Annotated in this window: 26 protein-coding genes and 1 tRNA gene; 9 read left to right on the top strand and 18 right to left on the bottom strand. The window is 42.4% G+C overall.

Translation table 11 applies throughout. The features are described from left to right. Positions 1-3 precede the first annotated feature (3 nt). From H6614_11895 to H6614_11875, 5 genes are all read right to left on the bottom strand, one after another. Positions 4-381 (bottom strand): 30S ribosomal protein S12, encoded by a 378-nt coding sequence (locus tag H6614_11895; protein MCB9244369.1) that lies wholly within the window; start codon positions 379-381, stop codon positions 4-6. Positions 382-548: 167 nt separating this feature from the next. Further along, positions 549-2,231 (bottom strand): hypothetical protein, encoded by a 1,683-nt coding sequence (locus tag H6614_11890; protein ID MCB9244368.1) that lies wholly within the window; start codon positions 2,229-2,231, stop codon positions 549-551. Next, positions 2,231-2,842, bottom strand: a complete 612-nt coding sequence (locus tag H6614_11885) for a YigZ family protein (protein MCB9244367.1) — start codon at positions 2,840-2,842, stop codon at positions 2,231-2,233. The genes H6614_11890 and H6614_11885 overlap by 1 nt, the downstream gene beginning before the upstream one ends. Further along, positions 2,830-3,471 (bottom strand): protein-L-isoaspartate(D-aspartate) O-methyltransferase, encoded by a 642-nt coding sequence (locus H6614_11880; GenBank protein ID MCB9244366.1) that lies wholly within the window; start codon positions 3,469-3,471, stop codon positions 2,830-2,832. Before H6614_11880 ends, H6614_11885 begins: the two co-directional genes overlap by 13 nt. 8 nt (positions 3,472-3,479) lie before the next feature. Next, the gene (locus H6614_11875; GenBank protein MCB9244365.1) at positions 3,480-4,337 is read right to left on the bottom strand and encodes a TIGR00159 family protein; all 858 of its coding nucleotides are present in this window, start codon (positions 4,335-4,337) and stop codon (positions 3,480-3,482) included. Positions 4,338-4,483: 146 nt separating this feature from the next. Here H6614_11875 and H6614_11870 point away from each other — a divergent pair, with 146 nt between their 5' ends. From H6614_11870 to H6614_11835, 8 genes are read left to right on the top strand one after another with little or no spacing between them, the layout of a single operon-like run. Continuing rightward, positions 4,484-5,320 carry a segregation/condensation protein A gene (locus tag H6614_11870; protein ID MCB9244364.1) on the top strand — a complete coding sequence of 279 codons (837 nt, stop codon included), beginning with the start codon at positions 4,484-4,486 and terminating at the stop codon, positions 5,318-5,320. Next, positions 5,317-6,081: an SMC-Scp complex subunit ScpB gene (gene scpB / locus H6614_11865; GenBank protein MCB9244363.1), complete on the top strand. Its 765-nt coding sequence runs from the start codon at positions 5,317-5,319 to the stop codon at positions 6,079-6,081. The genes H6614_11870 and scpB overlap by 4 nt, the downstream gene beginning before the upstream one ends. A gap of 24 nt (positions 6,082-6,105) precedes the next feature. Beyond that, positions 6,106-6,816: an rRNA pseudouridine synthase gene (locus H6614_11860; protein MCB9244362.1), complete on the top strand. Its 711-nt coding sequence runs from the start codon at positions 6,106-6,108 to the stop codon at positions 6,814-6,816. A 20-nt stretch (positions 6,817-6,836) separates the two neighbouring features. Continuing rightward, positions 6,837-8,408 carry a lysine--tRNA ligase gene (gene lysS, locus H6614_11855; GenBank protein ID MCB9244361.1) on the top strand — a complete coding sequence of 524 codons (1,572 nt, stop codon included), beginning with the start codon at positions 6,837-6,839 and terminating at the stop codon, positions 8,406-8,408. A gap of 1 nt (position 8,409) precedes the next feature. Beyond that, on the top strand, positions 8,410-8,844 hold the full coding sequence (locus tag H6614_11850) for a GNAT family N-acetyltransferase (protein ID MCB9244360.1): 435 nt from the start codon (positions 8,410-8,412) through the stop codon (positions 8,842-8,844). Between the two features lie 15 nt (positions 8,845-8,859). Then, positions 8,860-10,224, top strand: coding sequence for a pyridoxal-phosphate dependent enzyme (locus H6614_11845; protein ID MCB9244359.1), 1,365 nt, complete (start codon positions 8,860-8,862; stop codon positions 10,222-10,224). 18 nt (positions 10,225-10,242) lie between these two features. Continuing rightward, positions 10,243-11,385 (top strand): PLP-dependent transferase, encoded by a 1,143-nt coding sequence (locus tag H6614_11840; GenBank protein ID MCB9244358.1) that lies wholly within the window; start codon positions 10,243-10,245, stop codon positions 11,383-11,385. A gap of 6 nt (positions 11,386-11,391) precedes the next feature. Continuing rightward, a complete protein-coding gene (locus tag H6614_11835; protein MCB9244357.1) occupies positions 11,392-12,213 on the top strand; it encodes a phosphatase PAP2 family protein in 822 nt (273 codons plus the stop codon). Here the strand turns inward: H6614_11835 and H6614_11830 are convergent. The 13 genes from H6614_11830 to cadA form a co-directional block, all read right to left on the bottom strand. Beyond that, a complete protein-coding gene (locus tag H6614_11830; GenBank protein ID MCB9244356.1) occupies positions 12,210-12,941 on the bottom strand; it encodes a 7-carboxy-7-deazaguanine synthase QueE in 732 nt (243 codons plus the stop codon). The genes H6614_11835 and H6614_11830 overlap by 4 nt on opposite strands. A gap of 60 nt (positions 12,942-13,001) precedes the next feature. After that, positions 13,002-13,841 (bottom strand): DUF3108 domain-containing protein, encoded by an 840-nt coding sequence (locus H6614_11825; protein MCB9244355.1) that lies wholly within the window; start codon positions 13,839-13,841, stop codon positions 13,002-13,004. Between the two features lie 57 nt (positions 13,842-13,898). Continuing rightward, complete coding sequence (locus H6614_11820; protein ID MCB9244354.1) at positions 13,899-14,894, bottom strand: glycosyltransferase family 9 protein; 996 nt, start codon at positions 14,892-14,894, stop codon at positions 13,899-13,901. Between the two features lie 76 nt (positions 14,895-14,970). Then, on the bottom strand, positions 14,971-15,471 hold the full coding sequence (locus H6614_11815) for a hypothetical protein (GenBank protein MCB9244353.1): 501 nt from the start codon (positions 15,469-15,471) through the stop codon (positions 14,971-14,973). A gap of 21 nt (positions 15,472-15,492) precedes the next feature. Then, positions 15,493-16,047: a hypothetical protein gene (locus tag H6614_11810; GenBank protein MCB9244352.1), complete on the bottom strand. Its 555-nt coding sequence runs from the start codon at positions 16,045-16,047 to the stop codon at positions 15,493-15,495. A gap of 173 nt (positions 16,048-16,220) precedes the next feature. Continuing rightward, positions 16,221-16,592, bottom strand: coding sequence for an iron-sulfur cluster assembly accessory protein (locus H6614_11805; protein ID MCB9244351.1), 372 nt, complete (start codon positions 16,590-16,592; stop codon positions 16,221-16,223). A gap of 31 nt (positions 16,593-16,623) precedes the next feature. After that, positions 16,624-17,784: a cysteine desulfurase gene (locus H6614_11800; GenBank protein ID MCB9244350.1), complete on the bottom strand. Its 1,161-nt coding sequence runs from the start codon at positions 17,782-17,784 to the stop codon at positions 16,624-16,626. Between the two features lie 12 nt (positions 17,785-17,796). Continuing rightward, positions 17,797-18,198 carry an Rrf2 family transcriptional regulator gene (locus tag H6614_11795; protein ID MCB9244349.1) on the bottom strand — a complete coding sequence of 134 codons (402 nt, stop codon included), beginning with the start codon at positions 18,196-18,198 and terminating at the stop codon, positions 17,797-17,799. Positions 18,199-18,329: 131 nt separating this feature from the next. Beyond that, entirely contained in the window at positions 18,330-19,322 is a 993-nt protein-coding gene (locus H6614_11790; protein MCB9244348.1) for a YHYH protein, read from the bottom strand. Positions 19,323-19,595: 273 nt separating this feature from the next. Next, positions 19,596-19,667 (bottom strand) — tRNA-Glu (locus tag H6614_11785). A 41-nt stretch (positions 19,668-19,708) separates the two neighbouring features. Further along, positions 19,709-19,849, bottom strand: coding sequence for a hypothetical protein (locus H6614_11780; GenBank protein ID MCB9244347.1), 141 nt, complete (start codon positions 19,847-19,849; stop codon positions 19,709-19,711). Positions 19,850-19,984: 135 nt separating this feature from the next. Continuing rightward, complete coding sequence (locus H6614_11775; GenBank protein ID MCB9244346.1) at positions 19,985-20,311, bottom strand: winged helix-turn-helix transcriptional regulator; 327 nt, start codon at positions 20,309-20,311, stop codon at positions 19,985-19,987. Between the two features lie 13 nt (positions 20,312-20,324). Beyond that, positions 20,325-22,319: a cadmium-translocating P-type ATPase gene (gene cadA, locus H6614_11770; protein MCB9244345.1), complete on the bottom strand. Its 1,995-nt coding sequence runs from the start codon at positions 22,317-22,319 to the stop codon at positions 20,325-20,327. Positions 22,320-22,602: 283 nt separating this feature from the next. Between cadA and uvrA the strand changes: the two genes are divergently transcribed. Next, positions 22,603-25,443 carry an excinuclease ABC subunit UvrA gene (uvrA, locus tag H6614_11765; protein ID MCB9244344.1) on the top strand — a complete coding sequence of 947 codons (2,841 nt, stop codon included), beginning with the start codon at positions 22,603-22,605 and terminating at the stop codon, positions 25,441-25,443. Positions 25,444-25,478: the final 35 nt, after the last annotated feature.

Genomic DNA, 25,478 nt, shown 5'->3' with positions numbered 1-25,478 from the left:
TTATTAGCCTTGTTTAGCTCTCTTTGCGCCGTACTTTGAACGGGCTTTCTTTCTGTTCTCAACTCCGGCTGTATCCATCGCGCCTCTGATGATGTGATACCTTACACCCGGAAGATCCTTTACCCTGCCACCTCTGATCAAAACGATGGAGTGCTCTTGCAGGTTGTGTCCTTCACCCGGAATGTATGCTGTAACTTCTATCTGGTTCGTTAAACGAACCCTCGCAACCTTTCTCAATGCAGAGTTTGGTTTCTTTGGAGTCGTTGTGTATACTCTCGTGCAAACACCTCTTTTTTGTGGACATGAATCCATCGCAGGAGATTTACTTTTGTACTGCTTTGGGTTCCTGCCCTTACGTACTAATTGATTAATTGTCGGCAATTTATAGTCTTATGTTACTTAAGCTAATTTTGTAGAAACATAAAAATACCAAAAATAAAGAATTTAGTCAATAATATTTGCCGTATAAATGCATACAACAAACCCAATTGACCGCATTCTGCGATAAACCTTTAAATATTGTTAAATATTGGGTTATTTACAAAAACTTAATAATCAATACTGAGCTTTATCGAGCCGAAGCTGGTATCGTTTATGAAGTTTTCGTCAAGGTGGTTTTCTTTCCTGTAAGCGTACTTAATATCGAAAACAAAATTACGGATCGGTTCCAACCTTACAGATAATTCTGCTACATCAGTGTAAACCCTGTTCCCATCTAAAAAATTCGCGTCCTCAGGATCTATGTCCGGTCTGTACGGCTGGTTTACATTCCCGCCGACGTTCTTAACAAGATCACCGTTTGAATCATATACGTTCTCCCCTTTTCTTATTCTCTGATATATTAGGCTCATTGCGAGCCAGTCGCTGAAATTATATGTAAGCCTGGTATAAATCTGGTCGGCGTTTGGTCCGATAGGATTACCCAGTATCTGACCAAATGATGTATATGTGTTCTTTGGATTGAAGTGTGTGTATACATACGGACGGATGAAAGTGTATTGAAGTGTGAGTGAAACGTCTTTAATACCTACAGGTTCGTACCACATCGTACCGCCCTGTATAGCAACCTTGTTCGATTGTTTGTTGAAATCGGATAATCCGCCAAGCAGACTTTCATCCATGAAGAAAGTTCCCTGGAATTGAAGGTCTTTTATGAAGTGTGTCTGCATATCGAAGAACAGTGTTCCATTATCCCTGTCCTGAAGTGAGTGCTCTACGAATTTGTAAAAAATAAATGGCGTCATATAACCAATGTCTATCCCGCGTGAATATACTACACTCTCACCAATACCGATATCAAATAAATTAGGAATTGAAAATCTAAGGCTATTAAAAGCAATGAACTTTGTGTAGTTGCTGTCCCGGTCGGAATTGTATGGTCCCACAGTTGATGTGGTCATCGAGGAAAAGTGGGCTATGCCATAATCGAATTTCAATTTTATAAAATCCATATTGGGATGTGCACCTCCAAGAGCGAGCGGGTCTGAATAGCTGTATCCATATAATAATTTCTCCCTGCCAAGCTGGACTGAGATATCCATGTCATCCTGCGGCTTCGTTTCATATCTCACGTAGCCATCAATAAAATCATAACTTCTCTCATTATCACTTGTATTGTTTTCTATGTATTTGAAGTTGTATAGTAACCGGGGTTCGTTCAAAACCGCCAAAGCTGAGTCATTGCCGGAAACAACCCCCTTCCTTAGGTAAAAATTATATCCCAGGTGACCAAAGAATGTTCCTTCAAACCGTCCTCCGAAATCATAAAGTATTGCTGTTGCTTTGGTGTTTGGTTTAAATTCAGTTGACAGTAAGCCGGACATAAGGTAATCAAAGAATAAAGTATTGCCGTTACTATTTAGGACATACACATGCTTTTCTTTGTTTGAAAAAATACCGCTCGCGTCAAATTTGCCATGTGAATTTATCAGCACGGCAGTGTTTGAACTGTTCATACGGGACACGTCAAATTCAATCAGATACTTTTCAACAAGAGCTTTCTCTGTCATGCTTAACTGCGATGACTTACTTTCAGCCTCTAACAAATAATCCGTGACTTGCTGTTTGGAAAGATTTGGATCGTAATCGTGTATGCTCGGAATAATTCTTTTAACGCTGAGAAGCTTCAGGAATTTATATACGGGATTATCCAGCGACACGTTCTCTACCTGCGCATTCGCGAACTGTGTCAGGACGAAAAACAGCATTATTGAAGCAAAGTATTTTTTCATTAGCCTTTTATAACTATGTTTCCCGATGTTGCGTTTACAAGTTCTTTCTTAACTGCTTCCAGTACCGACAATCTTGAACTGCATTTCAGTCTTACCTTTTCATCCGAATTGTTGTTCAGAATATTCGCGCCATTCTGTTCGAGTACCTTCATTATCACATTCATCTGGTTGTAATCCGACTCTATCTCAAACTCTTCTGTTACAAGTCTTTCTTCTACTTTAGCTGTCTTTAAACACTCTTCCGTTGCTTCAAAAAATGCCCTTCTTAGTCCGCCAACACCGAGTTTCACACCACCGAAGTATCTTGTAACGATTACACAAACGTCCGTTAATTCGAACTTATCTATAGCATCTAAAACCGGTTTTCCCGCTGACCCGGACGGCTCGCCATCATCGGAATACCTGAAACTATCATCCGTAATACCTAGCCTAAAAGCAAACGGATGATGCGCCGCGTCATAATAAGTCTTTCTCACATTATCTAAAATCTCCTGAAATTTCAATTGAGAATTTATTGGAAAAGCCTGTGCGATGAATTTTGACTTCTGGATCTTTATCTCGCTGACGGCGCTATCCGATAATGTAAGATATGAATCTTTTATTTTACCCATCCCTCTTCACCTATCAGAGGAACGAACTGGAAATTTTGAAATTTCTTTGCACGGAACCTCGGTTCGTCATCACCGCTTCTTTCTATCAATGTCATTTCCTGTACACTCTCGCTACCTACAGGTATTACCATCTTACCGTTCTTTGCAAGCTGTTTCAATAACGCCTTAGGTACTGTAGGTCCGCCGGCTGTAACAATTATCCTGTTATACGGTGAATGAAGCTCCCATCCTTTCGTTCCGTCACCCTGTTTTACATGCAGGTTATAGCCCATTCGTTTTAATGTGTCCTTTGCTTTGTCAGCCAGCTCCCCAATCCTCTCTATCGAATAAACATCTGCGCCCATTTCACACAGTACTGCCGCCTGGTATCCCGACCCCGTTCCGATCTCCAGAACTTTATCTCCTGGATTTACATCCAGTAGCTCCGTCATAAATGCTACCGTGAAAGGTTGTGATATCGTTTGATTTGAATTTATGGGAAGGGCGTTATTTTTATACGCGAGTCTTTGCATGTCTTTATCCAGGAACATCTCTCTCTTGACTTTGCCTATCGCGCCGAGCACACTCTTACTCCGAATCCCCTGTGCCTTTAACTCCTCAACCAGCTTCTCACGCTGGATACTGAACATATCCGACATTAAACTTCTTTCTCCTTTTTTACGTCTTCTTCTTTTTCCTTTGCCTCTTCATCCGGTTCGGTAAAGATGGACTTTATCGAACTCTGCATCGTTTCGCTCTTCATCAGCTCCCTCAGTCTCTTAGCAAGGTCCTTGCTGTCCGTGCACACGTGAAGCTTACCATCCTCCGCTATCGATACATGCCCGGTCTCTTCCGACACAATCACTGCTATTGCGTCCGATATCTCCGAAACACCCAGCCCGGCTCTATGACGTGTGCCGAGACGCTTATCTTTTACTATGTGCAGTTCTGACAGCGGGAGAAGACACCTTGCCGCTTCTATCCTGTTATTGTCGATCACGACCGCCCCGTCGTGCAACGGCGACGTCGGATTGAATATCGATATCAATAGCTCTGTGTTTATCTTCGATTGGATAGCTTCACCCGTCTCGATTATGTTCTTCAATCCCGTCGACCTCTCTATCACAAGCAGACCGCCCCATCCTTTATTCTGCAATTCCGTGCATGCCTCCACTATCTCTGAAATATTCTGCTTCACCTCCGTCTTCGTGAATATGCTCGACACCCTCGTATTACCGATGATAAGCAGCAGCCTCCTGATCTCCGGCTGAAATAATATTATGAAAGCGATCACCCAGATATCTGTCAAACGGCTCAATAACCACCCCAGAGCCTGCATATTGAAAAACTGGGCTATAAATGAAAGTCCTATGATCAAAAGGAGGGCAAAAAAGATCTGCGCCGCGATCGTGCCGCGCATTATCGTATATAGCTTATAAAAAACATAGGTTACTATCAGGATATCCAGGATATCTATTAAACTTATCGATAGAAAACCTATTTTAAATAATTCCATTAATTTCTTATAAGTATAATAAGGACCGAAGCTAAAGTTAACTAATTTTACACAGTATTTAAATATATTTTCAGTATCTTAATTTATTAAATATCTAATATAATTTCATTTAATTTATTACTAATCTTTAGTAGATTATACCGCATATGAACGATACGGAAATAAACAGCGAAAATGCACCGGAAAACACGGGCGCTGAAAGTAAGGTCTATATTCCCAAAACAAGGGAATATTACGCCAAACTGTCCGATTATGAAGGTCCGCTGGATATCTTACTCCACTTCGTTCAGGAAGACGAGCTTAATATCTACGACATTCCTATTCACAAGATCACCAGCGATTTTCTAGGTTATATAGATTATATGCAGTCTCTCGACATAGAGCTTGCCGGGGAGTTTCTTCTCATGGCTTCCGAACTGATGAAGATCAAAGCCCGCATGCTCCTCCCGAGAAAGATCGATGAAGATACGAACGAGATAGAAGAAGATCCACGCATGGTTCTTGTCAGGAAGCTGCTTGAATACAAACGCTTCAAAGACGCTTCCGAAAAAATTGACCACATGGTTCACGAGGCGGCTAAGCAATTCGCCCGCGGTTATAACAAACAGGACCCGCGTGAATTTTCCGACGGCGAAGAAATAGATTACAGCTTAAAGAATCTCACGATACTCAATCTCATTAAGGCATATAAGAGCGTTCTTCTCGGCATTCGTCCAAAAACAGTTCACCCGATCGAACCGCTCGACTTCACACCCGAAACACAGCGCGACATTCTTCTCGACATTGTGCACAGGGAAGGCAGGATAGAGTTCAAAAAACTAATGAAAATGTTCGAGACAAAGTTGGAAATAATTTGTTCGTTCCTCGCGATGCTACAGCTTGCTCTCGAAGGTTTTCTCGAACTCGTGGTCGAACCGAAAGATCTATCGGAATTTTATGTTCAGACTAAAGATAACCAGTTAATTACCGGGCAGGAGTTATGATATCGGCTGAAGTTAAAAATATCGTCGAATCGGTCATCTTCGCCTCAGAAGAAGAGATCACGCCGAAGCAGATAAAAGAAGTTCTCGACAGCTTCCAGTTCAAGACCAGCACTAACGAGATCGAAGAATACATTACCGAGCTGAATAAAGAGTATCACGATGCTCACCGCTCTTACAAGATCATCAAGATCGCCGGCGGATACCAATTCTCGACTAAGTCCGACTATGCAAAATATATCGGCAAGCTCTTCACGGAAAAACAAAAGAAGAAGCTCTCCCCGTCGGCGCTAGAGACACTTGCGATAATAGCATATAAACAGCCCATAACACGCTCGGACATCGAATTCATCCGCGGTGTTAATGTTGATTACATCGTAAACTCGCTCCTCGAAAGAGAGCTTATAACTATAATCGGCAGAGCCGCAACACCGGGGCGGCCCATACTTTACGGAACAACGAAAAACTTCCTTAAAGTAATCGGGCTCGGTTCTCTTGAAGACCTGCCTAAACTTAAAGAGATAAACGAAATCTTAAAGAACGAACATATAGACGGCATTACCGAAGCCGACATCGACCTGTTTAATTCGATCAATAACCCGGAATCCGAAAACGAAGAGCTGGAATTTAACGAAGAAAACGCTGAGCCACTAACGAACGGCAAGAAAAATACCGAAGAGGAGTCAAACGACCCGGATGAAAATATTATCGAGATCGAAACCGACACGGAGGAGACTGAAGATACAGACGAAGATTTTAATTAGTGTTCTTTTTTAATCATGAGTGTGATGGAGAATAAAGTTAGGCTGAATAAGTTCATCGCCAATAATGGCGACATTTCCAGGCGGACTGCAGACGAATTCATTCAGCAAAGAAGAGTGACGGTCAATAACATTACCGTGGATTTCCCTTCTTATGAAGTTGACACAGCCAAAGATAAAGTCAGGGTTGACGGCGAGCTCATCAAGGTTAGAACAACAAACCTTTACATCGCCTTAAACAAACCTGCGGGAGTTGTCTCTACAGTTTCCGATGACAAAAGAAGACCAACCGTCGTTGATCTGGTTAAAGTTAACCAGAAGATATACCCCATCGGAAGGCTTGACTTTGATTCGACCGGCTTGATCCTCCTGACAAATGATGGCGAACTCGCGGATTCACTGATGCACCCTAAACATGAGGTTGATAAGACTTACCTTGTTAAGCTGTCCAAACCTCTTGATGAAAAGCACCGCCATTTGCTGGAAAAGGGTATCATGCTCGATAAGCGGAGGACAAAGCCCGCTGTAATTAAATTTGCGAACAGGCACTCTTTCGACAGGCTATACATAACGATTCACGAGGGGCGTAACAGGCAGATTAGAAGGATGTTCGAACGCTTCGGCTATTTCGTTGATAAGCTCGAACGCACACAGTTCGGACCCGTAAAGCTAGGTACTTTACAGCGCGGCAAATGGCGCTATCTTACTCCTGACGAAGTAAAGAAATTAAAAAAGTAATAAACTAATTTTTAACTCACTTGAACGAACAGAACGAACTCATTAAAAGGCGCATAGAAGAGCTGGAACATATTAAACAGCTTGGCGTCAATCCGTATCCTCACAAATTCGACGTGACCGCAAAGTCCGCTGACGTTATTTCATCATACAAAGACCCGGCTGATGATGACGAGAAGGAAAAGCAAAAAGAGAATATTGTTTCCATCGCGGGAAGGATCATGTCCATTCGTAAAATGGGCAAAGCTTCCTTTTGCCACATAAAAGACGAACAGGGACGCATACAGACTTACATCAAAAAAGATGAAGTTGGTGATACATGCTACGAATTATTCAAACTCCTCGACATTGGCGATATAATAGGAGTAAAAGGTTACCCTTTCCGTACAAAGACTGGAGAAGTATCCATTCACGCCGTCGAGATGGAGATCCTCACTAAGACAATTCATCCGCTCCCTGTCGTAAAAGAGGAAACAACCGAGTCCGGTGAAAAGATCGTCCACGATGCTTTTGCAGACGTAGAGCTCCGTTACCGGCAGCGTTACATTGACCTTATTGTAAATGAGCACGTTCGCGAAACTTTCGTAAAGCGCACTAAGATAATTCAATCCATACGCAAAACCCTCGAAGATAATAACTTTATGGAGGTGGAAACACCAACATTGCAGGTGGTTTACGGAGGTGCTAACGCAAAGCCGTTCGTGACTCACCACAATACACTCGATATGCAGTTATATCTTCGCATTTCTAATGAACTTTTCCTGAAGAGACTAATAGTGGGTGGTTTCGATCGTGTGTATGAGTTCGTAAAGGATTTCCGCAATGAAGGAATAGACCGTACACACAATCCCGAGTTCACACAAGTCGAGTGGTACCAGGCATACGGTGATTTTAATGACAGCATGGAGCTTTTTGAAAAAGTTATTGAGAATGCGTGTTTGGCTGTTCATGACACGACTAAAGTTACATACGGCGATAAAGTAATAGACTTTAAAGCGCCATGGCGCAGGGTAACTATGCCCGAAGCAATAGCGGATACAACAGGGCTCGACGTCCTGAATATGAAACGAAGCGAGATAATCGATTTCTTAAACAGCAAAGACATTCACATTGATAAAACGATAATAAATAATAAAGGGCTTCTTATCGCGTTGCTGTTCGAAGAGATGTGCGAGAATGACCTTACTCAGCCGACATTTGTAACGGAGCATCCGATAGATACTACACCTTTGTGTAAACCTCTGCGCAGGTACAGCATGAAAGACCTCGAAGAGATGAAGGATGACCCTGAGGAAGTTATCTTCGTGGAGCGCTTCGAGCCTTATATAAACTGCTGGGAAATGGGTAACTCATATACCGAACTTAACGACCCGATACTACAACGCAGGCTACTCGAGGATCAGGTTGAGCGAGGCAGAGGCGGCGAGGAAGAAACTCACCCTCTCGATGAAGATTTTATAAAAGCTATCGAAGTAGGAATGCCTCCTACTACCGGAGTAGGACTAGGCGTTGACAGGCTTGTTATGCTGTTAACTAACTCACACAGCATCAGGGACGTACTTTTCTTCCCGCTTATGAGACCTTTAAAAGACTGAAATGGAAACGTACGAGGTCCGGAAAGATAATTTTTTGATTTCGACCGACAAAACGAAACTTGACATCGACATTATTCATAAATTCCTTACCGGCTCATACTGGGCCGGTGGAAGAGCTAAAGAAAACGTTGTCCGTTCTATTGAAAATTCACTTTGCTTCGGCGTTTATGACGAAGTGAAACTCGCAGGATTTGCCCGCGTGATCTCCGATAATACTACCTTTGCTTACATCGCGGACCTGTTCATAATGGAGGAGTACCAGGGAAAAGGTCTCTCTAAATTCCTGATGACTGCTATTATGGATCACCCGGAATTGCGTGTCATGGAAAAATGGGTGCTGGCGACCCGCACTGCTCACGGACTTTATAAGCAGTTCGGTTTTCTGCCTCTCCCCTTCCCTGATAGATTTATGATGAAGAAAAATATTAAAAATTAATTATATCTCTTTAAAATGAAGTATTACAATAACATTACCGAACTCATCGGCAATACCCCCCTTGTCAAGCTCAATAACATTACTAAAGGATTTAAGGCAACCGTCCTGGCAAAAGTCGAATACCAAAATCCGGGCGGAAGCATCAAGGACAGGATAGGTATTTCGATGATTGACAGGGCAGAAAAGGATGGATCTCTAAAACCAGGCGGTACTATTATCGAAGCAACAAGCGGTAATACCGGTATCGGACTCGCACTTGCGGCATCCGTTCGAGGTTACAAATGCATCTTCGTTATGACCTCCAAGGTCTCCGAAGAAAAACGCAGTTACCTCAAAGCACTCGGTGCGGAAATAGTCATTCAGCCTATGACCGCTAAACCCGACGACCCTGAAAACTATGTTAACGTTGCGAAACGCCTCAACAAAGAAATTCCCAATTCCGTCTTTATGTACCAATATTCTAACCCCGGAAATAGTGACGCGCATTATTATACCACCGGTCCGGAAATCTGGAATGATACCGACGGTAAAGTCACACACTTTGTATCGGGAGTTGGCACAACAGGTACGATCGTCGGAGCAAGTAAGTATCTGAAAGAAAAAAATCCGGATATAAAAGTTATCGGTTCTGATCCGTACGGCTCCATATATAAAACATTTCTCGAGACTGGAAAAATACCTGAAGCGATTCCCTATCTTATAGAGGGTGTCGGACAGGAATGTCTCCCCGCTATTGCTAATTTCCAGTGGATAGACGAGATATACAATGTAAGCGACAAAGACTCAGTTGAAATGTGCAGGAGACTTTCCCGCGAGGAGGGGATCTTTTGCGGAGGCTCGACAGGAACTATTGCGCACACTGCCGTAGAGATTGCACGAGATCTCGATGAAAATGCGATCGTTGTGTTTATCGTATGTGATACAGGTGAGAGATATCTTAGCAAATACCACAACGAAAAATGGCTCCGCGAGAAGAAGCTTCTCAACCCGGATACTCTTAATGTCGGCGACGTATTCGATACTAAGGAGACGAACGGCGTTCCGCCTCTCGTTTCGATAGGAAGCGGCTCAAAAGTATATGAAGCGCTCGAACTGATGAATCAATACAACATTTCGAACGTACCTGTAATAGATAACGGTAATTGTGTAGGCTCACTAAACGAAGCCGAAGTGATTTCCAAAGTAATGAATGACAGCGCTGTCGGCGGTGCTGAGATAAATTCGGTCATGGGTGACAAACTCCCCGCCCTCGAGACAGTGGACGCATTTAGAAACGCCCTCGACGTGTTGAAAGATAAGCACGCGGTGCTCGTCACCGAGCAGGGAAACCCTGTTGGTATCCTGAGCAGGTACGACGTGCTCGACTTCACAGGATATTAAAATTTTAAACTTTGACTAATGAGATTTTCAACTAAACAAATACATGCCGGGCAAAAGCCCGAGGAAACCACCGGGGCGGTCATCGAGCCTATATTTATGACCTCCACCTATGCTAACGAAAAACTGGGTGAGACAAAAGGCTTCGACTACGGACGCACAACTAACCCCACCCGCTTTGCCCTGGAAAGAAATCTCGCTGCCCTCGAAAACGGTAAGCACGGTTTCTGCTTCGCTTCCGGCATGGCTTCAATACAAGCACTGATAACTTTATTCAAACCCGGTGACCATATCATCTGCACCAATAACATGTATGGCGGCACATACCGCCTCTACGAGCAGATAATAACACAATATGATATCGAATTTTCTTATGTGGACACTTCCGATATAGAAAATATAATGCAAGAAGTAAAAGATAACACGCGCCTCATATACATGGAGACCCCGACTAATCCCATGCTTGCAATAACCGACCTCGCGGCAGTTGCTGATTTTGCAAAGTCAAAGAAGATAATAACCTGTGTCGATAATACATTTATGAGCCCGTACTTCCAGAACCCGCTCGATTTCGGTATAGACATAGTAAATCACTCAACAACAAAGTACATCAACGGACACAGTGACGTCATCGGCGGATGTCTCATTACATCAAACGACGACTACGCGGAAAGATTCTACTTCTTCCAAAAGTCCATCGGCGCTGTACCGTCTCCGTTCGATTGCTGGCTTATACTCCGCGCGACCAAGACACTCTCCCAGCGTATGCGCGATCATAATGCCAACGCCATCGCTATCGTGGACGCTTTAAAAGACAATTCCAAAATTTCTAAAATATATTACCCCGGGCTGGAATCACATCCTCAGTATGAACTCGCAAAGAAACAAATGCGCGGGTTCGGAGGGATTATCTCACTCGACATGGGTTCGCAGGAAAACGCAGCCGCTGTCTGTAACAACGTTAAAATATTCCAGCTGGCGGAATCCCTCGGCGGTGTCGAATCACTTATTTGTCATCCGGCGTCCATGACTCATGCCAGCGTACCTAAAGAGGTCCGTGAATCGTTCGGCTTAACGGACGGCCTAGTAAGATTATCTGTAGGTATTGAAGATAAAGAGGATTTAATAGAGGACATTCAAAACGCCGTAGATAAGGCAGGCTGATGCTTAATGCTGAGAATACTATTATGCATACTGCTGTTTAGCTCCGTTACCTATGCACAGGGAACAGATTCCGCTTACGCAGATGAAAATTTCGATCAATCCCTCTTCCGTACTCTAAACGGACACCGGACAGGATTACTCGATATCACAATTGCACTCACGGAAAAGCCTGTGACGATCCCCCTGGTATTGATACCGGCTTCCCTTTACACATCAGCTTTGATCAGTGATAACTATTACGATGAAAACTCTTCTTACCTCCTTGCGGTATCCAGTGGTGTCGGTATTGGAATTACAGCGGGTTTGAAATATGTTTTCAAAAGAAAGCGGCCTGTAGAATCTATGGATGGAATTTATTTTGATAAATATTTTCTGAGAGAAAATGATCGCTATTCATTCCCTTCCGGGCACGCAACGGTTTCTTTTAATACTGCCGCGTCGCTGACACTTCGCTATCCCGACAATCCTTATCTCATAACAGGATTCTATCTGCATGCGCTCGCGGTATCTTTCGGGCGTATTTATATAGGTGCTCATTATCCCGGCGACGTTTTAACAGGTGCATTGATCGGAACGGGTTCAGCAGTATTGGTCTTTGCTTTAAGAAAGGAGCTCATCGAGTTTAAAGCGGATATATTTCATCAAAAGGACAGGAAAGAGATAGGCTCGGATAAGACCGACCAGTACGTTGCACTCGGCAGTCTGATCGCAATGGACCTGTTTAACTATTTCATACTAGGTCAGCAAAGCAAAATAACGAAAAATATGCGGATTGAATTTGGTTCGATAGGAAATACGAATACGTTAAACTTCACTTACAACTTCTAGACTCCCCTTCTGTGTCCCCATGCTACTATATGCAGTCTATCTGAATAATTAAAATTATTATCCTTGCAGGCTTCGATAGTCTTTACCCTCAGTCTCTCCAGGTCCAGGTTTGAAATTCCTTCCGGCATCAGAAATATATCCTTGTGTTTAAATCCTATCGTCTCCATCATTTCCTTGATCTCTTTTATATCTTTGCTCCCTGTATAGACGAACTTCCATTGCACATCGACCAGTCCTTTCTTGTGATATTCGTTGATTATCTTCAACACTTTCTCATTATAGCGGTTCTGCTCGTGCATTTTTTCGTATTCTGTATTATACGGTACGGATGAACTCAGCTTCGGGCTTACACTCACCAGGTGAACGTGCTCGATAAATTTCCCCAGGTTTGTTCCGTTCGTTTCGACTGTTATATATACATCGGGGTTTATCTCTTTTAGCTTCTTGCAAAGCTCCAGTAGTTCCTCAGCGTACATCGTCGGCTCACCGCCTGTTATGACAACGTCGTGGCATTTAAGTTTTTTATATTCCTCGGTTATCGCGCCTATGCCCACGTCACCCTTGTTGTCCTGGTTATCTGGGTTCCAGCTTGTGTAGGGAGTGTCACACAGGTTACCGCTGGGGAACTTGCATCGCAGGTTGCAAAAATTAGTCCTGATAAAAAAAGACGGGCGACCCGTCCTTTTCCCCTCTCCCTGGATCGAATAAAATAGTTCTGATATCTTCATAATAAAAAAAGCGGTTAAACTCGTAACCGCTTTAATTTACTAATTTTTTTATATAAAAGTCTAATCTATTTTAGAATTTAATGGACCTGCCAGACCGGTGTAGCTGGTCAGCTCTACATCCATCGAACCTACAATAACCTTTGTTTTTACGAGTACAGGCATTTTCCTTTCATCATCTGTCAGCCATACTATTATACTTCCTTCACTTTTAAAAAGTCCTCCTTCTACGACCATCGGTTCTACTTTGATACACCTAAACTCGCCTGCAGGCACATCTACTTCTTCTTTACCGAGATATTTTACATTTAACGGGTTAACCTTATCATCGTAAAAATTTTCAAGCTTGATTGTCGAACCTTCACTCATTCCGCTGTAATCTATTGTTCGTGCGAAATAAAATGCGCTGAGAATATCATGTACATACATCGGGATATCATATTCACCCTCGAATTTCTTTGGATCGTTCTCGCCCGTGTATGCTTTCACCTTTTTATTCTCATGATCGAATATCGCTTCAAAATCTTTCTTAAAATTACCTTCATGAATGTGCTGTTCGAATTTCCATGGGAATAATCCATCTCTGTCCATGTAACATTTATAGAGATCTTCCACCTTATATACCCATTCGAAGCTCGATGAAGAGTTTATCCTTACCGAAATATCGTAGGCATCCCTGCCGTTAATATTTGCGTAGCTTGGTGCGATCTCCATAGTAGCATGTCCCGCGGTAATAAACCCGTAGTTTATCTCGAACTCCAGCTTCTCGCCCGCTGTGAACGCGTTCTGCTGTATCGTGCGGAATGTTACAGGAGTTTTATTTGTGTCCTGAGCCGATACGCCTCCAGCTATGAACAGAATACTCACAATTGATAGAAATGATATAAGATTTTTTAATTTCATTTTATATGTTTACGTTTTATCTAATGCTGTAATATTTACTATACAAATTTACTGATTTTATTTTAACATATCTTTTACTTTATCTATAACTTCATTTACTTCGATTTTGTTCATTTCGTCCGAATCGTCTTTTGGCGTAAATATATAATTATTATCACCCGGAGGACCCCAGCGTGTGGCATTTATGGGTCTGGAATTTGGATAAAACCCGATTATTTTCTTGTTCAATGCGCCAGCTATATGTATAGGTCCCGTTGAATTTGACATAAAAAGCTGACAGCCGTCTATTAATATCATCAGCTCCCGGAGGTTAATCTTCCCCGTAAGATCTATATAATTACGGTCTCCCGAGATCTGCTTTGCAATATCCTTTTCCTGTTCTGTTCCGGTTATCACTATTTTATAGTCCGGGTATAATTTCACTATCCCCTCATCTATCTCTTTGAATTTCTCTAAAGGCAGGTCTTTTGCCGATCCTCCGCTCCCCGGATGAATTATAACATACTTATCTCCCGTATATAAGCCTTCCGTCTTCAGCTTTTCGAATAGTTTTAGCTTTTCATCGCCTGTGTATTTAAACTTGAATATCTTTGTGTAATCCGTCTCGTCTATAATACTCTCAAGTAAATCCAGGTTATAATCCATTTCGCTCTGTTTACACTCACTCCTGTGCTGTGCTACTCTATGATTGTAAGCAAATGAGTACCATCTTGAGGAAGTACCTACCCTGTTTTCTATACCCGCTCTGAATGCCGCAAGAGAAATGTCCGGTCTGGGATAAGCGTGGATTATAAGGTCTATCCCGGCACTTTTAAAAAATTGCCTGAGATCTCCTCCAGAATTAAACGACTCCTTGAAAACAAGTTCATCCACATCCGGGTAACCTTCTATCAGGTCGCGTATATACTCCGATACCAGGAACCATATTTTGGCATTCCTGAAATTCCTTTTGCATTCGGACACAAGTGGCAACGTAAGCACAACGTCACCAATCCTGTCTGTCCTGCTGATCAGTATATTCTTTATATTACCGGGGTCTATAGATTTTGCCATAAATAAAAAAAACTTTCGTGTAAAATAAAACACTGTAATATTTTACCCGAAAGTTTGTATCGGTTATCTTTAAACTCTATCTGTATGTAATAACTACCGAGCAGGTATTTTTTGTATTATCCCTCACAGCTACCAGGCTGACGATCTTTTCTCCTTTTGCCCAGTCTATTATAGCGTTGCTCTCGCTGACAGCCTCTCCGTCCGGCTTGATCTTATAACCTGCTTTTTCCAGTTCTGTCTTATAAAAATCGGCTATTTCTTGCGTGGTCTTAGGACTTTCAAATGATACATTCGTGCCCTCGCTCGAGGATAGCGATCCTATTACTTTTGAATCCGGTGGCTGGGGTACGTCCGATGGAAAATCGGCAGGCAAACCCTTTTCCATGTCCAACTGGTCGGTCTTGGTTTCACCCTCACGTTTATCACCTGAAGTGTTTCCGTCGGTGGTTTGATCTTTGGTTTCGGTCTGTGTGGTCTTGGTGCTGTCCTTGTTTTCCGTGTCCTTTTTATTGTTACCGCAGGCACAGAAAAAAATGAAAGTACCAAGCATTAAAATTACACTTAAACTCTTCCCCATAAAACTCCCTTTAGATTTAAGTTAATTGTAACACCTTAATGCTTCGAATGTTCCTGCTATCCAGCTCTTGTAGGGACTATTAAAGCACATTGCTATCTTTCCCTTTACGAGACTGTCATTCATCTCTGTAATTACAAGAGCGCAGTTCCATTCGACGCTTACTTTCTCTATCTCCCCATCCTTGTTATAATGAAAATCCCCGAAGTAACCATCGAGGGTCGAGCTAAAATTCGATTTTAATACTTCACCGGTTGTTATTTCACCGGATTTCCTCATGAGGTGAAATGCCTCGTCATTCTCTACGTACCCGCAGTTCTGTTCCGGTTTTTTACTTCCGAAATTAAATACATTGTCTCCGCTCCCCCTCCATTGCTCGAAGTTTATGTATTCGAAATTGATCTCCTTACCCCTGAGCATTCCCTTTAATGGAGTATCCGGAATATCAGCTATGCTAATGTTCTCTTTCCACTGAAAGCCTTCACCGTTTATCGTATCCGGTTTCTTCTCACCATCCCCGCATGAAAGAACAAGTACTGACGTTATTATTATTAGAAGATAACTGAGTCTTTTGTGCAATTTTACAACTTTAAAGATTATAGAAGGATGAGTTAATTTATTTAACTTAAGCAGTTTATGAAAATGCGCATAAAAAGTTAAGTCATAAAATGTAAATAATAACCCCCGGAGAAATGATCTTATGAGATGAAACCCTTACTTATTTTGCCAAATAAGTTTGTTTTAACAACCAATTACACACCAAACGAGCTTCCGCAACCGCAAGTCTTCTTTGCGTTGGGATTATTAAATACAAATCCCCTTCCCATCAATCCGTCACTAAAATCAACTTCTGTCCCTGTCAGATATAAAAAGCTTTTCATGTCCACAAACAGCTTTACGCCGTCTATTTCCTTCACGTGATCACCTGTCCTGCTCTCCGCGTCAAATCCAAGCGTGTAGCTCAATCCCGAGCATCCGCCGCCCTTCACACCTACCCTTAAACCGTAATCATCCGGTATGCTGTTCTCTTTCTTTATTTTCTTCACTTCTTCTATCGCTTTGGGAGTAATATTTACATCTTCTGTTACACCCGGTACGAATTCTTGTGTTTCTATGTTTGACATATTCTTCCTTTAATGATTTTTCTTTCTAAAATTATGCCGCCGGTACTTCTCTTAGATTATTTATTGTTTTTATCACACTCTCAATAGCGTAATCTATTTCCTCTTCCGTATTGAACCTCCCTAATCCAAACCGTATTGACGAAAGAGCAGTTCCCTCGTCCAGCCCTAGTGACATCAGCACATGAGAAGGCTTTTTCTTCGCCGATGTACACGCGCTTCCCGATGATACAGCCAGCTCCGTGAGATCGTGCATTAGACTGCCGACATTTAGCCCCTTTATACTGATATTGATGTTATTTGGAAGTCTTTGAGTCGGATGTCCGTTGAGCACACATCCCTCGATATTTTCCAGGAAGGCGTTGATCATTTTATCTCTCCAGCCTGTCATCTTATCCATTTCTTCATCAAGTTCATTCATGCAAATCTCACAAGCCATGCCTAAACCAACAATCCCCGGCACGTTCAATGTTCCGCTCCTCATTCCGCGTTCGTGTCCGCCGCCGCTCATCTGCTCCTCTACTTCGATGTTCTCATTCTCGGAATTAATGTAAATTGCACCAATGCCTTTGGGACCGTATATCTTGTGCCCACTAAATGACATCATATCGATGCCCATTTCTTTAACGTTAATTGGAATCTTACCTACACCCTGCGTTCCATCGGTAAAGAATACAACTCCTCTTTCGCGGCAGACAGCGTTTATTTCTTTTATTAGCTGGAGGGTGCCGATCTCGTTATTTCCGGTCATAATGGTAATGAGGGCGGTATCATCCCGTATTGCGTCACGGAGCTCGTCCAGGTCGATCATACCGTATTGGTCGACGCCGAGATACGTGACCTCGAAGCCGTGTCTCTCCATGTAGCGACACGAATCCAGAACGGCGTTATGCTCCGTGGGCTGTGTGATAATGTGCTTGCAGTGAGAGGCTTTAGCTTCACAGACACCTTTTATGGCGAGGTTAATGGATTCGGTGGAGCCGCACGTAAAAACTATCTCTTTGGGCTTAGCGCCAATGAGCTTTGCAACCTGCTTCCTAGCTTCCGTAACGGCGGCATCGCCTTCTAGTCCGATAGCATGTGTAATGCTGGCGGCATTGCCGAATTTATGTGTAAAATAGGGCATCATAACTTCGAGTACCCTTGGGTCTACGGGTGTGGTTGCGTTATTGTCGAGGTATATTGGAAAGTTCATTTTTCTAAATTGCTAAACAAAATCCGATATTGTCTTTGTTTCAAAAAAGCTCTCGAGCTCTTTTTGTATCTTATTGACCGGTGTTTTTATGGTGCAGTCTTTGAACATATTGCAGTCGTCCTCGCTCTGCCCGTGTATGCACTCGGTAATACTAAAGTCACCGTCGAGGGTTTTTATCAGGTCGGTGAGTTTTATCTTTTCGGGGCTTTTTTCAAGCCTGTAACCACCGTTAACACCTTTGATAGATTCTAATATCCGCTCTTTTTTTAACTTTTGCAATATCTTTGCAAGTAACTCATGAGGAATGCTGAATTTTGTCGAAATTTCCTTTGCAGTAACAATATCATCTTTAGACGTGACAATATACCTCAATGCCATTAAAGCATATTCGACTTTCTTTGATAATCTAAGCATTTAAACGTTCCTTAATTCGGACTAAGATAGTCGGATATGATCTTAAAAAAAAGTCAGAAAGGAATCAAAACATGTATTAGAAAAGGAGAAAACTTATCAAAGTTTTCTCCTTTTAGCTAAGCAACACTTTTTTACGGAGGACCTATCTTAAAATCATCACTAGGTGTGCCTTTTAAACATCTTGGGATAACGGGAAAATCCTCCGTTATTACATAATAATATATATTACCAAATTCCGGTGTCCAACCGTAAATACCATTACATTCATCCAGATCCGAAAGCTTAGAAGAATATTCGTAATCACTGGAATATGTACCATCATAGCTACCAGCCGGAGCTGAAACACCGTCACCGGGACGGGATCCGGATCTTAATTTATAACCGGAATTCATCATTTTTAAATGTATACGCGGGGAACCCATCTTTTTTACATAGCTTGTATCTTCGCGATAAACAAAATAAGCACTATAAAGGTAATACACAGGCGCTCCGTCAGCGGCATATCCCAGAAGTATCATCTCACCATCTTTTGCCTTTATAAGGGAATCAACAAGGTTAGTAGGAACTCCATGATAATGATATTGACCATTAGGCTGGACATGCCCGAAGTTACAGTCTAAGCCCAATCTATAGCTACAATTAATCGCTTCAAGGTTATAAGCATAATTATCGGGTCCGGGTCTGCCTTTGCCCCAAGGCTCAGCCGCAATAGGGTCAAATACAATTCCATTTACGGCTATTCCAAATTCATATTGAGGTCCCTTTACAGGATCAAGGAGTTCGGTTACCACACCGGTTTTTACCGGGTCATAGAGAACAAAGTAAGTTTCATTTATCTCCTTAATGGAATTAGGATTATATCCCGGATTTGGAAAGTTACCAATCACGTGATTTGGGATGCTATTCGTCTTAATCCTCCTCCAGGATGTGCCTCCTCTAGTTACTTTTGTTTCTTTAACATTATTATACAAAATCTTTTTTGGGTATTCTCCGGGAAGAATATAACAAGGATGCAAGCCGGGACTGGGAGTTTGTGTAAAATCCTCACCCTTATCCTTGAATGAGTATGCTCCGGTAATTAAAATTGCTAAAACAAAAATGTAAGAAATTCCTTTTTGAAACATAACTTCTCCCTTATTTTAAATTTTTTTTAAATACTGTCCGGGAGGAATTTTGAATTTAGATCAGAGTGTAACCTGGAATAGAGACTAAGGGCAGCAGCTTTTTTGGTGAAATTGATTGAGTGGTAAGATAAACTTATAAAAATTTGGCAAGAGTGTCAATAGCTATTTAAACAATAATTAAATTGCGTCAAAATACTAAAAAAAAGGAGAAAACTTACCAAGGTTTTCTCCCAATTGATCACCGCAGGGCGCGGTAATCGTTCTCATTTCGCGCGGTCCCAACGGGATTCGAACCCGTGTTTTCACTGTGAAAGAGTGACGACCTAACCCCTAGTCGATGGGACCATTTTCATCCTTTTTTACAAGGAATAGGTAAATTACAAAATTTAATCTCTTTTAACAATGGAAATTCCCGGGATGTTTCCACCTATCTGACTGCTACTTACAGCAATTATTACAGCAATTGTTGCAACAGCAGCAGCAACAACAGCATTTTTCGTCAGAAGAACCGGAATCTTTACCGCCACAGCAATCCGAATTGCAATTGCAATCCTTACAGCATTCTTTTGTTTCTTCGCTCATAGCTAAAAAAGTTTAAGTTTAATAAAGTTGTTGGTGATAACACCAACAACGGCGAGTTTGATTTTAGTTGGTTAATATAATTAGCAGCTGCATTCTATTGAACAAACGCAATTTACAAAATTATCAAAGAAACCGGAGAATAACTTCCAGTTCTCGGAATTAATACAATAGCATACTTTCGTTCCCTCGACCTCCCCTTTTATAAGCCCGGCATCTTTTAATTCTTTTAGGTGCTGTGACACGGTGGACTGCGAAAGCGGGAGCTGTTTCACCACATCACCGCATGAGCATTTATTTCCTATCAATTGTTTTATAATCGCCACCCTAGCCGGATGCGAAAGTGCTTTAGCAAAGCCCGCAATCTTTGCTTCGTCTTCGTTAAACTGATCTTTCTTAGAGTATGCCATAAAAATATTATTGTTAGTTATTGAGTTTTAATTTTCTTTTCAGTAACTGCGCATTAAGCGCCACGACTATCGTACTGACAGACATCAGCACTGCTCCAATCGCGGGACTGATCACAATCCCCTGTGAGTAGAGCACACCTGCCGCGAGAGGGAGAGCAATTGCGTTATAACCTGTAGCCCAGAGCAGGTTCTGAACCATTTTGTTGTAAGTAGCCTTTCCAAATAAGATGAGAGAGGTTATGTCGCGCGGGTTAGAATTAACCAAAATAATGTCCGCCGTCTCCGCGGCTACGTCCGTTCCCGAACCGACGGCAATTCCTACATCGGCAGCGGCAAGCGCAGGTGCGTCATTGATGCCGTCACCGGTCATTGCTACAAATTCACCTTTGCTCTGCATGTCTTTTATAATTTTCTGCTTTCCGTCGGGAAGTACTTCAGCGTAATATCCGTCCAGACCAAGCTCCCGGGCAACGTAAGAGGCAACCTTTTCATTATCCCCTGTCGCCATATAAACTTTTATACCGCTCTTTTTAAGAAGATCGACAGCTTCCTTTGAATCTTTTCTAATTTCGTCGGCAAGTGTGATGATGCCGGAAAGAGTATTACCAATTAAGACATATACAGTTGTTCCGGCGGATTCGGAATCGATCTCTTTAGAAATGTCATGTCCCTGTTTTTTTATGTAAGCAGGACTAACAACTTTTATTTGTTTTCCGTCAACGTCTGCCTCGATCCCCTCTCCCGTCATAGCATTAAAATTCTGCGCTGGATGCAGATCGAGTTTCAATTCTTTTGCTTTCTCAACTATTCCCTCAGCTATGGGATGTTCGGAATTGCTTTCGAGGGAAGCGGCATAACGCAATATATCTTCTTTTGAGTATTTATCATTTAAGGAATCGTATTTGCTGACACCGAATTTTCCCTCAGTAAGTGTACCTGTCTTATCAAATATAATGGCTGTTATTTTACGCGTGTTTTCAAAAGCCGTGCGGTTGCGGATAAGCAGACCGTTCTTCGCCGAAACAGCAGTGGAAATAGCTACTACGAGCGGAATGGCAAGTCCAAGAGCATGCGGACAGGAAATAACCATAACGGTTACCATACGCTCGAGCGAGAACTCGAACGAGTACCCGGCAATGAGCCACGCAATTATAGTAATAATACCTGCGCCGAGCGCAACGTACGTAAGCCACGCGGCGGCTTTATCTGCAAGTTTCTGTGTTTTGGATTTTGCTTTCTGCGCGTCCTGTACGAGTGTAATTACTTTGGACAGGTAAGACTCTTCGCCCGTATGCTCGACTTTAACGGTAATAGAACCGTTACCATTTATAGAACCGCCAATAACTTTATCGTCCTTCTTTTTTTGAACAGGTTTGCTTTCACCCGTGAGCATAGATTCGTTTACATAGGTCTCACCATCAACGACAGTACCATCGGCAGGAATCTTTTCACCGGGTTTGATACGGATCAGAACACCGGCTTTAATATCGCTGAGCTTAACATCCCTCTCACTTCCATTTTCTATCAAGTGCGCTTCAGACGGCATTAACTGTACGAGGAGTTCAAGCGAACGAGATGCTCCCATAATGGATTTCATCTCGAGGAGGTGACCGAGTAGCATAATATCTATAAGCGTCGCGAGCTCCCAATAAAATATCTTTCCCGTCAAACCAAATATCACAGCAGTACTATAAAAGTAGGCAACACTTATCGCAAGAGCGATGAGCGTCATCATACCAACGCCTGTGGTCCGAAGTTCGTCAATTAAACCTTTGAGGAAGGGCCAGCCTCCGTAGAAGAATATCACAGACGATAGGACAAAGAGCACATACAGATGCCCGGTAAATTCGAGCTTGAATCCAAGGAGATCCTGTATCATGGGTGATAAAACGAGAACCGGGAGCGTAAGAATAAGCGAAACGGTGAAGCGCTTTCTGTAGTCCCCTATCATTGCTGAGTGGTCGGGCGCGCCGTTACCTCCATGACCGTGGTGGTGATGATGATCCATAATATCTATTTAATTAGAAGGAATATGATTATGAGGGCAATCAAAAGATATTTGCCGATCGTCGAATAACAGTTGTAATTGCATGTACAATCCATAGCTTTTATCGTATATCGTAAAAATACGATAAATAATTTAAAATGTCAATTCCTAACTTAATCAATTGGAGAGTAATCTTATTCAAATAAAATCATCGACACATTTTGACTAATTTCTGGATTGTATAACCAAGCACGAAACGTTAAATTCAGGGTTTAGCATATAATACGGTCAAGAAGGTTTTAATTTGGATAGAATAGTAGTAAAAGGAGCCCGTGTACACAATCTCAAAAACATCGACGTAGACCTGCCAAGGGATTCGTTAATAGTATTCACAGGGCTTTCCGGTTCAGGCAAATCATCACTTGCATTCGATACGATATACGCAGAAGGACAGAGACGCTTCATGGAGACACTGTCAGCTTACGCGAGGCAGTTCATCGGCGGTATAGAGAGACCAGACGTGGATAAGATCGAAGGGCTTTCCCCATCCATATCAATCGAGCAGAAGACCATTTCACATAATCCCCGCTCCACAGTAGGAACGGTCACGGAGATATACGACTTCTTCAGGCTGTTATTCGCCAGGTGCGGTACGCAGTATTCACCGGATACCGGTAAGGCTGTAACGCGGCAAACACTCGACCAGATAATAGAAAATATATACAGGGATAAACCAAACGCAAAGATATCCATCCTTTCGCCGATCGTAAAAGGGCGTAAGGGACATTACAGGGAGCTATTCGAGGAGATAGGTTCGGACGGATTTACAAAGGTGAGAGTGGACGGTGAAGTAATGGACATTAAGCCAAAGATGCAGGTGGCAAGGTTTAAGATACATGATATAGAGATAGTAGTGGACAGAGTGCAGGTAAACGCAAAGTCGAAATCCAGGATATACGATTCGCTGGAAACAGCACTGAGATACGGCGATGGAATCGTGATAGTAAACGACGGGAAGGAAGATAAGCTGTACAATGAGAAGTTATCGGATCCTGAAACGGGAAGAAGCTTTTCGGAACCGGCACCGAACTCATTTTCATTCAATTCCCCATACGGATGGTGTAATAACTGCTATGGACTGGGTGAAAAGACGGAGATAGACGTAAGCAAGATATTCCCGGACAAATCTTTGTCGGTAGCAAAGGGTGGTATAGCGCCACTGGGTAAACCGAAGGCAAACTGGCTTTCATCGATAATAATAGGAGTTATAGAGAATCACGGAGCCGATATTAATACTCCGATAGAAAAGTTTTCGGATGAGCTAATAGATGACCTGCTTTTTGGGACAAAGGGCAAGATAAAGTATACATATAAACGGTCCACGGGTAAATCGGGTGTTTACAATCACAAGTTTAACGGACTAATCAACTACATAACACATTTCGAGCAGGAGTCTGCATCTGAGTATATTCGCAACTGGGCAGAGAGCTTCATGACAGTAAAAACATGTCCTATCTGTAAGGGCGGACGCCTAAAAGAGGACGCACTATGGGTAAAAGTAGATGATAAGAACATACACGACATATCGAAGATGACCATATCAAAATGCAGGGAGTTCTTCAATACGCTGGAATTCGAGGATAATAAGAAGATAATCGCCGAGCAGATACTAAAAGAGATAAAGACAAGGCTGGATTTTTTATTAAACGTGGGTCTAGACTATCTCTCGCTGGACAGGAGCGCGAAAACGCTATCGGGGGGAGAGGCACAAAGGATAAGACTTGCAACGCAGATAGGTTCACAGCTGACGGGTGTGCTTTATATACTGGATGAACCGTCAATCGGGCTTCACCAGCGGGATAATATTAAGCTCATAAATTCGCTAAAGAATCTAAGGGATATAGGAAATTCGATAATCGTGGTAGAGCATGACAGAGAAATGATAGAGGCATCGGATTTTGTGGTGGATCTGGGACCGAGAGCGGGCGAACACGGGGGAGAAGTGGTTTCATTCGGACCTCCGGGCAAGCTAAACGGATCATCAATAACTGCAGAATATCTTACTGGGAAAAAAACAATTCACGTACCGGAAGAGAGGCGTGAAGGGAACGGGAATTATCTGACTCTAAAGGGAGCAGAAGGCAATAACCTAAAGAGTGTCAATCTTAAACTGCCGTTAGGGAAATTCATAGCTATCACAGGTGTGAGCGGTTCAGGGAAATCCACACTCATCAACGATACACTTTATAGAATATTATCGAGAAAATTTTACAAATCGCCGGAAACTCCCCTGCCATATAAATCCATAGAAGGGTTTTCAAAGAAAGTGGGAGCGAAAAACGAGAGGATACTGGACAAGGTAATAGAAATAGACCAATCTCCAATAGGACGTACGCCACGAAGTAACCCCGCGACATATACGGGACTATTCACACATATAAGAGACATATTTGCTTCACTGCCGGAATCGAAAATACGCGGATATAAGATAGGAAGGTTTTCGTTTAACGTGAAGGGCGGGAGGTGTGATGCATGCGAGGGAGCAGGACTGCAAAAGATAGAAATGAATTTCCTGCCAAATGTATACGTAAAGTGCGATGTGTGTGAAGGTAAAAGATATAACAGGGAAACGCTTGAGATAAAATACAAAGGGAAATCAATTTCAGATGTGCTGGAGATGACAGTAGAGGAAGCAGTGGAATTCTTTCAGCATATCCCCTCTCTAAGCAGAAAGCTAAAGACGCTTCACGATGTGGGATTGGGATATATACACCTGGGACAGCAAGCAACGACATTATCGGGAGGTGAAGCACAGCGAGTAAAATTATCATCGGAGCTCTCAAAGGTTCAAACGGGAAAGACTATATATATATTGGACGAGCCGACGACGGGACTGCATTTCGAAGATATAAAGATGCTCCTAAATGTGCTGAATAAGCTGGTAGATAAAGGAAACACGGTAATAGTTATTGAGCATAACCTCGACGTGATAAAGTGCGCGGATTGGATAGTAGATCTTGGACCGGAGGGCGGAGATAAAGGCGGTGAGATAATTGCCGAGGGAACCCCGGAAGACCTCGTGAAGAAATTCGCTAATAAAAGTTATACTGCGAATTTTCTAAAGGAAGAGCTAAGCAGAAAATAAAAAAAGCTCCCTTAAGAGAGCTTTTTATTTGGATA

This window comes from Ignavibacteriales bacterium, from assembly GCA_020635255.1.
Taxonomy (GTDB): domain Bacteria; phylum Bacteroidota; class Ignavibacteria; order Tepidaquicellales; family Tepidaquicellaceae; genus JAEYVS01.
This window is presented reverse-complemented; position numbering and strand designations above follow the sequence as displayed.